The sequence below is a fragment of the Tabrizicola sp. M-4 genome (assembly GCF_051132405.1).
In the GTDB taxonomy this organism is placed as follows: domain Bacteria; phylum Pseudomonadota; class Alphaproteobacteria; order Rhodobacterales; family Rhodobacteraceae; genus Paragemmobacter.
Window position 1 is genome coordinate 3413514 of the sequence record NZ_CP128606.1, and the last position, 11922, is coordinate 3425435.

11 protein-coding genes and 1 tRNA gene are annotated in these 11922 nt (G+C 66.2%); 5 read left to right on the forward strand and 7 right to left on the reverse strand.

All coding sequences use genetic code 11. The features are described from left to right. Positions 1-64 precede the first annotated feature (64 nt). The 4 genes from TabM4_RS16710 to TabM4_RS16725 all read right to left on the reverse strand — a co-directional run bounded on the left by TabM4_RS16710 (position 65) and on the right by TabM4_RS16725 (position 3040). Positions 65-140: transfer RNA gene (locus TabM4_RS16710), tRNA-Trp, on the reverse strand. A gap of 92 nt (positions 141-232) precedes the next feature. Beyond that, positions 233-880 (reverse strand): CatB-related O-acetyltransferase, encoded by a 648-nt coding sequence (locus TabM4_RS16715; protein WP_434614903.1) that lies wholly within the window; start codon positions 878-880, stop codon positions 233-235. A 162-nt stretch (positions 881-1042) separates the two neighbouring features. After that, positions 1043-2218, reverse strand: a complete 1176-nt coding sequence (tuf, locus tag TabM4_RS16720) for an elongation factor Tu (protein WP_434614864.1) — start codon at positions 2216-2218, stop codon at positions 1043-1045. 111 nt (positions 2219-2329) lie between these two features. Beyond that, positions 2330-3040 (reverse strand): hypothetical protein, encoded by a 711-nt coding sequence (locus TabM4_RS16725; RefSeq protein WP_434614906.1) that lies wholly within the window; start codon positions 3038-3040, stop codon positions 2330-2332. A gap of 123 nt (positions 3041-3163) precedes the next feature. On the opposite strand from TabM4_RS16725, the gene TabM4_RS16730 reads away from it, so the two are divergent. Further along, positions 3164-4528 carry a cytochrome P450 gene (locus TabM4_RS16730; protein WP_434614909.1) on the forward strand — a complete coding sequence of 455 codons (1365 nt, stop codon included), beginning with the start codon at positions 3164-3166 and terminating at the stop codon, positions 4526-4528. Between the two features lie 201 nt (positions 4529-4729). Here TabM4_RS16730 and TabM4_RS16735 read toward each other — a convergent pair whose 3' ends face one another. The 3 genes from TabM4_RS16735 to TabM4_RS16745 are packed head-to-tail and all read right to left on the reverse strand — an operon-like array spanning position 4730 to position 9325. After that, positions 4730-5809, reverse strand: a complete 1080-nt coding sequence (locus TabM4_RS16735; RefSeq protein ID WP_434614912.1) for a M48 family metallopeptidase — start codon at positions 5807-5809, stop codon at positions 4730-4732. Next, positions 5809-6999 (reverse strand): DUF898 family protein, encoded by a 1191-nt coding sequence (locus tag TabM4_RS16740; protein ID WP_434614915.1) that lies wholly within the window; start codon positions 6997-6999, stop codon positions 5809-5811. The genes TabM4_RS16735 and TabM4_RS16740 overlap by 1 nt, the downstream gene beginning before the upstream one ends. Before the next feature lie 22 nt (positions 7000-7021). Next, positions 7022-9325 (reverse strand): DNA topoisomerase IV subunit A, encoded by a 2304-nt coding sequence (locus TabM4_RS16745; RefSeq protein ID WP_434614918.1) that lies wholly within the window; start codon positions 9323-9325, stop codon positions 7022-7024. A 153-nt stretch (positions 9326-9478) separates the two neighbouring features. On the opposite strand from TabM4_RS16745, the gene TabM4_RS16750 reads away from it, so the two are divergent. From TabM4_RS16750 to TabM4_RS16765, 4 genes are all read left to right on the forward strand, one after another. After that, positions 9479-10009: an SH3 domain-containing protein gene (locus TabM4_RS16750; protein WP_434614921.1), complete on the forward strand. Its 531-nt coding sequence runs from the start codon at positions 9479-9481 to the stop codon at positions 10007-10009. Between the two features lie 93 nt (positions 10010-10102). Beyond that, positions 10103-10927: an SDR family oxidoreductase gene (locus tag TabM4_RS16755; protein ID WP_434614924.1), complete on the forward strand. Its 825-nt coding sequence runs from the start codon at positions 10103-10105 to the stop codon at positions 10925-10927. A gap of 83 nt (positions 10928-11010) precedes the next feature. Beyond that, entirely contained in the window at positions 11011-11214 is a 204-nt protein-coding gene (locus TabM4_RS16760) for a twin transmembrane helix small protein (RefSeq protein WP_434614927.1), read from the forward strand. Positions 11215-11217: 3 nt separating this feature from the next. Further along, positions 11218-11796, forward strand: a complete 579-nt coding sequence (locus TabM4_RS16765; RefSeq protein WP_434614929.1) for a cob(I)yrinic acid a,c-diamide adenosyltransferase — start codon at positions 11218-11220, stop codon at positions 11794-11796. Positions 11797-11922 lie beyond the last annotated feature (126 nt).

Here is an 11922-nt window from a genome sequence, read left to right on the forward strand (position 1 = left end):
CGAAGTCAGGAAATTTTTGCGGCTTTTCGGGGAAACGGGGCGATGCGGTCCACCGCATCCGGCCTGGCAGGGGCAGCAGGACTCGAACCCGCGACCCTCGGTTTTGGAGACCGATGCTCTACCAACTGAGCTATACCCCTAGGCCTGCGGCGGGGTTACGGCATGGTGGGGGGGAAATCAAGGGGGCCGCGCAGGGGAATCCCCCGCGCGCACCGATTTTCCTGCATCGGGGTCAACACCGCGCCAAGGCGGCAAGGTCCGCGCCCAGCAAAGCGGGCAAGGCGACCTTTATCCGTGCCGGCTCCCAGTCCCACCACCGGATATGCAGCAACCGCTCCACCTCGCCCGCGTCAAAGCGCGCTCGGATCACCCGTGCCGGATTGCCTGCAACAATCGCATAGGGTGCCACCTCCCCCGCCACCACCGCCCCCGCGCCGATGATCGCCCCGCTGCCGATCCGCGCACCCGGCAGGATCATCGCACCATGCCCGATCCAGACATCATGCCCCACCACGGTATCCGGCAACGCGCTGAACCCGTCGCGGAACGCCGCAAGCGTTCCCGGGTCGAAGACGCCGAAGGGATAGGTCGAAATCCCCCCCATCGCATGATTGGCCGAGGCGGTGATGAACCGCACGCCATGCGCGATCTGGCAGAAGCGCCCGATCACCAACCGTTCCGGCGCGCCGGGGTACAGATAGGGCGCCAGCCGCGCCGCCCATCCGCCGGGCGCGGGCGGATCGAAATCATTGGCATAGCTGTAATCGCCCACCGTGATGTTCGGATGGTCGATGACGCGCGCCAGATGCACCATGTCACGGTGTACGCTGCCATCGGGAAACGTCAGGGGATGCACGGCATCCGCGTTCAGGAACGGCATGGGATGAACCTTTCTGATCTTCGCTTCAGGTGAAAACGCAGGTCAGATCGTCAGGTCCATCGGTGCCTCCCTCGCAGGTCGTGCCATCCTAAAAGAAAAAACGCGCGGGGTCACCCCCGCGCGTTTCCGTAGGGCGGGGTTCACCCCGCCCTGCCAATCACATCACTTGATGATCTTCGAGACGACGCCTGCGCCGACGGTGCGGCCGCCTTCACGGATGGCGAAGCGCAGCTTCTCTTCCATCGCGATCGGGGCGATCAGCTCGACCTCGAACTTCAGGTTGTCGCCCGGCATCACCATCTCGGTGCCTTCCGGAAGCTTCACCGTCCCCGTCACGTCCGTCGTGCGGAAATAGAACTGCGGGCGGTAGTTCGCGAAGAACGGCGTGTGACGGCCGCCTTCTTCCTTCGTCAGGATGTAGGCCTCGGCTTCGAAATGCGTGTGCGGGTTCACCGACTTCGGCTTGCACAGAACCTGACCGCGCTCCACGCCGTCACGGTCGATGCCGCGCAGCAGCACGCCCACGTTGTCGCCGGCTTCCCCGCGGTCCAGCAGCTTGCGGAACATTTCCACGCCCGTGCAGACCGACTTCTTCGTCTCGCGGATGCCCACGATCTCGACTTCGTCGCCGACGTTGATCACGCCACGCTCCACACGACCGGTCACAACCGTGCCGCGGCCCGAGATCGAGAACACGTCCTCGATCGGCATCAGGAAGGGCTGGTCGATCGCACGCGCCGGCGTCGGGATGTAGCTGTCGACCGCCGCCATCAGCGCGCGGATCGAGTCTTCGCCGATGTCCTTGCGCTCGCCGATCATGGCCTGGTGGGCCGAGCCCTTGATGATCGGGATGTCGTCGCCGGGATAGTCGTAGGACGAGAACAGCTCGCGCACTTCCATCTCGACCAGTTCCAGCAGCTCCTCGTCATCGACGAGGTCGACCTTGTTCATGTAGCAGACCATGTACGGAATGCCCACCTGACGGCCAAGCAGGATGTGCTCGCGCGTCTGCGGCATCGGGCCGTCCGAGGCCGCGCAAACCAGGATCGCGCCGTCCATCTGCGCCGCACCCGTGATCATGTTCTTCACATAGTCGGCGTGGCCGGGGCAGTCGACATGCGCGTAGTGACGGTTCTCCGTCTCGTATTCCACATGCGCGGTCGAGATCGTGATCCCACGCGCACGCTCTTCCGGCGCGCCGTCGATCTGGTCATAGGCGCGGAATTCGCCGAAATACTTCGTGATCGCAGCCGTCAGCGTCGTCTTGCCGTGGTCAACGTGGCCGATCGTGCCGATGTTGACGTGCGGTTTCGTCCGTTCAAACTTTGCCTTTGCCATGTCCTCGGGCCTTCGGATTGGGGGGCCGCGACGGCCCTTTGATAGATGGGCGGCGACTTAAGCCGCCCACGGGGGAAAATCAAGCCGAAAGGGCACGCTCCTGCCCGCGTCTCAGGGCAGCGACGGCCCCGGAATCGGAACCGGCGGCTGCGGCGGCGGCAGGGGCAGGCGCGTCGTGGCCGCAGCCCCTGTCGAAGCCCCCGTCGCTTGGGTCGGCGCAGCCGGGGCCGGCGCGGCCGAAGCCGCCGCCGCAGCCCCCTCCGCCGGCAGCGGGACCGGCAACGCCCCGCCCTTGGGGAACCATTCCGGATGCTCCAGCAACCACTGCTCCACCCGTTTCACGGCGTTGTAGGACAGCGCTTCCATCTGCTTCTTCTTCGTGCGCGTGATGCCCGTCCCGATCACCGTCTCGCCCGACATGCCCTCGAAAACGGTGAACCGCTCCCCTTCCGGGTTCAGCTTCGTCTGCGTCGCGTCGTCCCAGATATTGGCCGTGATCACCAGAACCGACTTCGGCGCCGCCACCACCGGAATGCCGGGCGGGGCCAGCGCATAGCCGTCGATCGAGATGCCGATATTGTAAAGCCGCGTCCCGTTGTACCGCCCAAAGCGGTCATCGACCGCCTTCTTCATCGCCGCTTCCCATTCATCCGCGCTCGCCTCGCGCGAGATCGGCACCTTCTGCGCATTGTCCGCCACCGCGATGTTCAGGCCCAGCGCGAAATCCCCAAGGGGCACAGGCGGTTCCGCCAGATCGTTCCGCCCGCAGGCAGCCAGCAGGGAAAGGCCAAGGATAAAGGCCGCTCGGCGCAGGGTCAGCATGGAATCTCCCGTCGATCTCGGCCCGCAGGCCCCCACCCCGCATATCGGCAGACGCCCCTGCGCGCAACGGTCGCCCTTTGCCCGCCGCCCCTGCCCGCCTATCTCCCGCCGAAAGGAGCCGCCATGTCCGCCGTCCCCGACACCCCCCTCCCAGTCCGCGTCCCCCTTGCGACCGAACCGCTGGGCATCCTCGGCACGCTGCGCGCGGGCCGCCGCAACGTTCTGGAACTCATCCCCGAAATCGCCACCCACGCCCCGATCATCTCCAACCCGCGCGGCAAGCGCTGGCACATGGTGATGGACCCCGAAGCCCTGCGCCGCGTCCTGCGCGACAGGGTGGAGGATTACCCCAAATCCGACGTCACGAAACTCATGCTCTCGCCCGCCATAGGCCGCTCCCTCTTCATCGCCGAGGGGCAGGACTGGCTCTGGCAGCGCCGCACCGCCGCCCCCGTCTTCTCCCACCGCAACGTGGCGAACCTCGCCCCCGTGATGACCGCCGCCGCCGAACGCGCCTCCGCCCGCTTCGCCGCCGCCGCAGGACGCGCCGCCGATGCCTTCGACGAGATGGTCACCGCCACCTTCGAGGTGATCTCCGACGTCACCTTCTCGGGCGGCGAAGGCTTCGACCGCGACGCCGTCCACAAGGCCATCGATGCCTATATCGGCCAGACCGCCAAGATATCCCTCCTCGACATCATCGGCGCGCCCGCATGGGTGCCCCGCCCCTCCCGCGTCATCGCAGGCCCCGGCCTGCGTGAAATGAAACGCATGGCCGATACCACCATCGACCGCCGCCGCAGCGATGCCGCCGACAAGGCGATGCCCGACCTGCTCGATCTGCTGATGGCAGGCGAAGACCCCAAATCCGGCCGCAAGATGACGACCGAGGAAATCCGCGACAACCTCCTCACCTTCATCGTGGCGGGCCACGAAACCACGGCCCTCACCCTGTCATGGGCGCTCTACCTCTGCGCCTTCGACCAGACCGTGCAGGACCGCGCGCGGGCCGAGGCGCAGGCGATCCTCGACACCCGCGCCGCCACCGCCGAAGACGTCCCCCGCCTGCCCTATATCCGCCAGATCATCGACGAAACGCTCCGCCTCTATCCCCCCGCCGCCTTCCTGTCGCGCACCGCGCAAAAGGCCGACGAACTCTGCGGGCGCGAGGTGCGGCGCGGCGATACCGTCATCCTGCCGATCTACGCGCTGCATCGGCACAAGAAGCTCTGGACTGATCCCGACCGCTTCGATCCCGACCGCTTCGCCCCCGGTCACCAGACCGACCGCTTCTCCTTCCTCCCCTTCGGCGACGGCCCCCGCATCTGCATCGGCGCCAATTTCGCCGTGCAGGAGGCCGTCATCATCCTCGCCACCCTGCTGGCCCGCTTCCGCTTTGCCCCGATCCCCGGCAAGGCCCCCAAACCCGTGATGATACTGACCCTCCGCCCCGAAGGCGGCGTCTGGCTTTCGGTCGAGAACGCCTGATCTTCGGGCAGATCCGTCGAATGCGGCCCGAATAATTTCGGAATGCGAAAATACGGTCGGGTTTTCCCTTGAATGGTGGGACTCCATCCCTACCATCACGATAGGCAGCTAAGGCTCCGTGCCTCATCCGCCTTGTGTGGTAACGAGTGCTGTCCGGGGCGGTTTCCGTTCCCGGACGTTTCCGCCCGCTCAGCCGCGGCCCTATCCGCAGATGCCGCGCAGCGCCTCCCACTCCGCCGCCGTCAGCACAGGCTCCACCGCCCCGCCCCCGGCCCCACGCGCGGCCTCCGCGCGGTTCCCGCTTGCCGGATGGGTCGATAAAATCTCCGGCAGATCGCCCCCCATCCCCTCGATCCGCTCGAAAAACGCCGCCAGCCCCTCCGTCCCCACCGACGTCCGCGCCAGCAGCGCAAAGGCGAATTCATCCGCCGCCGCCTCCGCCTCCCGCGTGTAGGACGCGCTCAGCAGATGGTCGCCCAGCAGGCCGATCACCGCCCCCCCGGTCACATCCCCCAGAACCAGCGCCAATATCCCCGCCGATCCCGCGCTGCGAAAGGCCAGCCGCACCGGGTCGCGCGCCTCCACATGGCCGATCTCATGCGCCAGAACCCCGGCCACCTCCTCCGCCGCCTCCGCCTCGTCCAGCAAGCCGCGCAGGATCACGATCCGCCCCCCCGGCGCGGCGAAGGCATTCACCATCTCATGGTCCATGACCGACAGTTCGATGTCATAGGTCAGCCCCTGCCCCTCGGTCAGCCGACGCTCCATCTTCTCCAGCGCCGCCAGACCCTCCGGCTTGCGGCACAGCGGCACCTCCTCGTCGCCCAGCCAGACCTGCACCTGCCGCACCACGGCATCGCCGAAGGCCACCTCCTGCTCCAAGGGCATCTGATCGGCCAGAAGGTCGGAAATCCGCGGCAGGAAGACGAACAGGATCGCCGCCAACGCCACCCCGGCCAGCGCCACGCGCCCCGCAACCCGCCCCCAAGTCCCGCGCCGCAGATCGCGCCGGTCCAGCGCGGGCGCAGCGCCCCGCACCCATTCCGCCAAAGGCCCCTCCGCCAGCACCAGCCGCGCCGGATCATGGGGCAACTCGTCACCCGCCCCGGTCAGATGCGCCAGAACCAGCCCCTCGCCCTCGATCCGCCGCAACCGGTACAGCGGCCAGACCTCGCGACCAAAGCGCAGGGCGCGCCCGTCGGAGGACGGCTCCACCATCACCACCTGCCGCCGGGCCGAGACGCCGTCGAAGAACACCGCCTCCTCCGCCCCGGGCAGCATCAGAACGCACCCCCCATGTCCAAGGCATCGGCAAGGCCCTCGGCATCCGCGCCCCGGTCCGAAACCCGCTGCCGCACCGCCTCCAACGCCTCCGCCCCCGTCACCGTCACGCTGCCCACGAAATGCCCAAGGATCGGCTGGCTCACGAAAACCAGCGTCAGCGCCCCGAACACCGTCAGCATCAGCAGATAGGACAGCACCCCCAGCACCGCGATCTCGATCTGCACCAGTTCCGACGCCTCCTCGATCCCCACCATCAGCGTCCCCAAAGGCGCGAAGATCACGGCCGAGGCGATGCCGCCCAGCAGACCCACGATGAACACGCCCTTGAGATAGAGCCACACCACCGATCCGGCCCGCGGTTCCGCCCTGAAACCAAGCCCCCCGTCCATCTCCTTGTGCGACATGAGATAGGCAAAGGCCCGCACCCGGTAGAGGATCAGCCCGACCATCCCCCAGATCACCCCGACGAAACCCAACAGCCCCGCCATCCAGCCTTCCTCCATCGCGCCGAAGACCACCGCCAGCACCAGCAGCCCCATCCCCACCAGCACATGGAAATAGGCCCCGTACAGCGCGCTCCACCGCCCGCCCTGCCGGAACCGCGCCGTGCCGTACCATGTCCGCTCGGTCATGAAGGCCTCCAGCCGGAAGGTCATCAGCGGCCACAAAAGCCCCGCCGTCCCCACCGTCAGCGCCAGATAGAACAACCCCCGCAGCATGTATCCGCCCGCCGCATTCTCCATCGCGAAACGGATGCCCCGGAACCGCGTCCGCGCCAGCTTGTAGCGCCGCGCCCGATAGGCCGCGAACAGCATCAGGGGCAGCACGGCAAGAAAGGACAGCCCGATGGAAACCCCCTGCGCAAGCTCCTCCATCTCGTTCTGCGGATCAAAGATGAACCTTATGCCAAAGGCGAACAGGATCACCTGCACCACCGCCAGATAGACAGCCAGCGCCACCACCGCCATCAGGAAGCCAAGGAACATCTCCAGCCCGGTCCCGGTAAACTCGAACCCGTCCTCACCCAGTTGCACCTTGCTCCAGACATGCCGCCGGATACGCGCCTTGGCCCAGAACCGATAGATGCCCAGCGTGACGACACCCAGCACACCCGTGCCCAGCGCCAAGGGAAACAGCTTCGCCGGATCACCCCGGTAGGCGACCCTCATCTCCCCGGCGTGATCCATGAAACACCATCCTTGAAAACACTCAGTTGAATCTGTTGTCGCGCGGGAAACCACGCGGGGCCATCTTGCCCGCCCCGGCACGCGGGCCCTGCCATTCGGTCAGGTCCGTCTCCGTCCGCGTCCGCCCCGCAGGGTCCTTCCACGACAGCCCCTCGGCCAGCGTGAAGGTCATCGCGTCCGAAAGCCCGCCATCCTTGTATTTCTGCAGCCGCACGCCCTTGCCCTTGGCCATCTCCGGCAGTTCCGCCAGCGGGAAGACCAGCAGCTTGCGGTTGTCGCCGACGACCGCGACCGTATCCCCCGCCACACGGCGGCACAGCGCAGTCTTCACCCCGTCCCGCACCGTCAGCACCTGCTTGCCCGCCCGCGTCTGCGCCAGCACCTCGTCCGAAGGCACCACGAACCCGTCACCCGCCGTGGACGCGACCAGCAATTTCTCGCCCGGACGGAAGATCATCAATTCCACGATCTCCGCCTCGTTCGGCAGATCGACCATCAGGCGCACGGGTTCCCCCATGCCCCGCCCGCCGGGCAGGTTCGCCCCCAGCAGCGTGTAGAACCGCCCATTGCTGCCAACCAGCAATATCTTGTCCGTCGTCTCGGCGTGGAAGATGAACCGCCCCTCGTCCCCGTCCTTGAATTTCACGTCCGAATCCAGCGCGACATGCCCCTTCATCGCGCGGATCCAGCCCATCTTTGAGCAGATCACCGTGATCGGCTCCCGCTCGATCATCGCCTCGAAGGGCACCTCCTCCACATCGCCCATCTCGGCGAATGTGGTGCGCCGCTTGCCCTCCACCGTGTCCTTCCCAAACTTCTTGCGGATATCCTCCAACTCCGCCCCGATCTTCTTCCACTGGCGCTTCTCGCTCTCCAGCAGATCGGCCAGATCGGCGCGTTCCTTCATCAACTCATCCCGCTCGCGGATAAGCTCCATCTCCTCCAGCCGCCGCAAGGACCGCAGCCGCATGTTCAGGATGGATTCCGCCTGAAGCTCCGTCAGCTCCCCCTCGCCCGCTGGCGGAGAGACATAGTCCTTCTCCGACGTCGCCCGCTTGTGGTCCTTGGACCAGTCCTCCGCCATCAACGCCCGCTTCGGATCGTCGTCATAGCGGATGATGTCGATCACCCGGTCCAGATTCAGGAAGGCGATGATGAAGCCTTCCAGCACCTCCAGCCGGTGGTCGATCTTCTCCATCCGGTGTTCCGACCGCCGCCGCAGCACGTCGCGCCGATGGTCGAGGAAGGCGCGCAGCACCTCCTTCAACGAACAGACCTTCGGCACCTTGCCATCGATCAGCACGTTCATGTTCAGGCTGAACCGGATCTCCAGATCGCTGTTCTTGAACAGCGTCCCCATCAGCACATCGGGTTCCACCGTCCGCGCCCGCGGCTCCAGCACGATCCGCACGTCATCGGCGGATTCATCGCGCACATCGGCCAGCAGCGGGATCTTCTTCGTCGTGATCAGTTCCGCCAGCTTCTCGATCAGCTTGGACTTCTGGACCTGATAAGGGATCTCCGTGACCACGATCTGCCACGTCCCGCGCCCCAGATCCTCCACCTCCCACTTCGCGCGCAGCCGGAACGACCCGCGCCCCGTGCGATAGGCGTCGAGGATGCTGTCCTTCGGCTCCACCAGAACCCCGCCCGTCGGGAAATCCGGCCCCGGCACAAAGGCCACCAACTCCTCGTCCGTGATACCGGGATTGCCCAGCATCGCATGGCAGGCCCCGATCAATTCGTCGAGGTTGTGCGGCGGAATGTTCGTCGCCATCCCCACGGCAATTCCCGACGCGCCATTTGCCAGCAGGTTCGGGAAGGCCGCCGGCATCACCACCGGCTCTTCCAGCGTGCCGTCATAGTTCGGGCGGAAGTCCACGGCGTTCTCCGCCAGCCCTTCCATCAGCACCTCGGCAATCGCCGTCAGCCGCGCCTCGGTATAGCGGGAGGCCGCCGGGTTGTCCCCGTCGATATTGCCGAAATTGCCCTGCCCATCGACCAACGGATAACGGACGTTGAAATCCTGCGCCAGACGCGCCATCGCGTCATAGATCGCGGCATCGCCATGCGGGTGATAGTTCCCCATCACGTCGCCCGAAATCTTGGCCGACTTCCGGAATCCCCCCGTCGCCGTCAGCCGCAATTCCCGCATCGCATAGAGGATGCGCCGATGCACCGGCTTCAACCCGTCCCGCGCATCGGGCAGCGCGCGGTGCATGATCGTGGACAGCGCATAGGTCAGATACCGCTCCCCGATCGCGCGGCTCAACGGCTCGGCAACAAGGATGGGCTCTATCTTGGGGCTATCGGGCGTGTCTGACATGGATGTTGTGTAATTCGCCCCGCGCCCCCGGTCCAGCCGAAACAGCACGACGACATGCCGCGGAAAATCGGTCCGAAAACTGCAAGAATCCCGCGCGACTCACCCCAACCCATGCTAATCGACCCGCATTGCGTGCAAGTTACGGACACTGCCATGTTTCGTTATCTCCTGTTCTTTTCCATCGGCCTTTACCTCACCCTTCTCATTGGCGGCGAAGATCGCGGCCAACTCCGCGCCGGTCTGCGCGGCGAATATGCGATCGACCTCACACCCCCCGCCCTGCCCCCGGTGACCACGGCTGAGGCCGAGGAACCCCCCGCCGCTACCCTCGCAAGCACCGCGCCCACCGACACGATCCGCATCCTTCCCGCGCCCGAACGGCCGGAACCCGCCAGCCTGACGCTTGCCCCGTCCGAACCGGCCCTCGCCCTGCTCGAAGATCCTGCCCTCCCCATGGGCACCATCACCGCACAGGCCGCCAATGTCCGCGCCGGTGCAGGCGGCAGCGCCGCCATCATCGGCCGCGTCGAACGCGGCGAAATCGTCCAGATCGTCGAACAGGTGGGCGACTGGATGCATGTCCGCATCGAAGGCGACGGTGTCGAAGGCTTCGTCCACCGCAGCCTCATCGCCGAGGCAGGCCCCTCGCTCGGCAACGCGACCCTCTTCCCCGCCATCGACTAGGGCAAAGCCCACGCCTTTTCATTGCAAATCGCCCGATTCTGCGTGTTAATCGCCGAAACGAGCAGAAAAACGAAAAGACGCGGGCAGCACATCATGCGTTCCATCCTGATCACCGGATGCTCTTCGGGCATCGGTCACGACGCCGCGCATGCGCTCAAGGCGCGCGGTTGGCGCGTCTTCGCCACCTGCCGCCAGCAGGGCGATTGCGACCGCCTGATCGGCGAGGGCCTCGAAAGCTTCCCCCTCGATTACGCGTCCGAGGACAGCATCGCCGCCGCGGTTGACGAAACCCTCTCCCGCACGGGCGGCAAACTCGACGCCCTCTTCAACAACGGCGCCTTCGCCTGCCCCGGCGCGGTCGAAGACCTTCCCCGCGGCGCATTGCGCGAGATCTTCGAAACCAACCTCTTCGGCTATCACGACCTCTCCCGCCGCCTCATCCCCACCTTCCGCGCGCAGGGCGCGGGCCGCATTGTCCAATGCTCCTCCGTCCTCGGCATCGTCGGCGCGAAATGGCGCGGGGCCTATGTCTCCACCAAATTCGCGCTCGAAGGCCTCTCCGACGTCCTCCGCCTTGAAATGGCGGGCACCGGGGTCGAGGTCATCCTCATCGAACCCGGCCCCATCGGCACCCGCATCCGCCAGAACGCCATCCCCCATTTCGAAAAATGGATCGACTGGGAATCCTCCGCCCGGCGCGAGGAATACACGGCCCTCCTCGACCGTCTCTACAAACCGCAGGTCAAGAAGGACCGCTTCGAACTCCCCCCTTCCGCCGTGACCGAAAAACTGATCCACGCGCTGGAAAGCCCACGCCCCCGCGCGCGCTATTACGTCACCACCCCCACCCATATCGCGGGCCTCCTGCGCCGCCTCCTGCCCACCCGGCTTCTGGATCTCGCCATCGCCAAGGGCTGATCCTCTGGCAAGGGCGCGGCGAAATGGGCATTCGCTTTTGCGGCAATCCCCGCTAGATCACGCCCGACACGAAGGAAAACGCCATGCTCTCCGATCCGCTTTTCATCATCGCGGCCCTCGCAGCCCTAGCCGTCCTCGCCATCCTGATGGTGGGCATCGGCGGCTTCGCCAAGGGCGGCGACTTCAACCGCAAGCACGCCAACCGCATCATGCGCTATCGCATCATCGCACAGGCCGTGGCCGTCGCGCTGATCGTGGCTTTCGCCTATTTCCACGCAAAGGGTTAACCGATGGTCGTCCTCTCCAAGATCTACACGAAAACCGGCGACGCCGGGGAAACCGCCCTCGGCAACGGCGCCCGCGTGGCCAAACACGCCACCCGCGTCTCGGCCTATGGCACCGTGGATGAAACCAACGCCACCGTCGGCCTCGCCCGCCAGCACGCCACCGGCGACATGGACGCGGCCCTCGCCCGCATCTCGAACGACCTCTTCGACCTCGGTGCCGATCTCTGCACCCCCGACATGCACCTCGACGCCACGCTCCCCTACACGCCGCTCCGGATGCAAGAGGCGCAGGTGCTTCGTCTGGAACGCGAGATCGACGTGATGAACGCGCGCCTTGAACCCCTGCGCAGCTTCATCCTGCCGGGCGGTTCCGCCCTCGCCGCCCATCTCCACCTCTGCCGCACCGTCTGCCGCCGCGCCGAACGGCTTACGGTCGAACTCGCCACCATGGAATCGGTCAACCCCGAGGCGGTCAAATACCTCAACCGCCTCTCCGACTGGTTCTTCGTCGCGGGCCGCATCGCCAATGACGACGGCCGCGCCGACGTCCTCTGGGTCCCCGGCCTCACCCGCGAAGGCTGACCCAAACGGGAAACGCGACGTCGCGACGCGTTTCCCTGTCGCATTTGGTCTGTTGCATCGCAGCGTGACGGTCTAGTTACTCTGCCGAGAGCTTGGGAGGTCCGCCCGGCGGGCCGGCAATAGTGG

What these genes read in the sequence shown, in the direction of transcription:
- TabM4_RS16715 (WP_434614903.1), bottom strand. Translation starts at nt 880, where the DNA reads ATGCCGTTCCTGAACGCGGATGCCGTGCATCCCCTGACGTTTCCCGAT.
- tuf (WP_434614864.1), bottom strand. Translation starts at nt 2,218, where the DNA reads ATGGCAAAGGCAAAGTTTGAACGGACGAAACCGCACGTCAACATCGGC.
- TabM4_RS16725 (WP_434614906.1), bottom strand. Translation starts at nt 3,040, where the DNA reads ATGCTGACCCTGCGCCGAGCGGCCTTTATCCTTGGCCTTTCCCTGCTG.
- TabM4_RS16730 (WP_434614909.1), top strand. Translation starts at nt 3,164, where the DNA reads ATGTCCGCCGTCCCCGACACCCCCCTCCCAGTCCGCGTCCCCCTTGCG.
- TabM4_RS16735 (WP_434614912.1), bottom strand. Translation starts at nt 5,809, where the DNA reads ATGCTGCCCGGGGCGGAGGAGGCGGTGTTCTTCGACGGCGTCTCGGCC.
- TabM4_RS16740 (WP_434614915.1), bottom strand. Translation starts at nt 6,999, where the DNA reads ATGGATCACGCCGGGGAGATGAGGGTCGCCTACCGGGGTGATCCGGCG.
- TabM4_RS16745 (WP_434614918.1), bottom strand. Translation starts at nt 9,325, where the DNA reads ATGTCAGACACGCCCGATAGCCCCAAGATAGAGCCCATCCTTGTTGCC.
- TabM4_RS16750 (WP_434614921.1), top strand. Translation starts at nt 9,479, where the DNA reads ATGTTTCGTTATCTCCTGTTCTTTTCCATCGGCCTTTACCTCACCCTT.
- TabM4_RS16755 (WP_434614924.1), top strand. Translation starts at nt 10,103, where the DNA reads ATGCGTTCCATCCTGATCACCGGATGCTCTTCGGGCATCGGTCACGAC.
- TabM4_RS16760 (WP_434614927.1), top strand. Translation starts at nt 11,011, where the DNA reads ATGCTCTCCGATCCGCTTTTCATCATCGCGGCCCTCGCAGCCCTAGCC.
- TabM4_RS16765 (WP_434614929.1), top strand. Translation starts at nt 11,218, where the DNA reads ATGGTCGTCCTCTCCAAGATCTACACGAAAACCGGCGACGCCGGGGAA.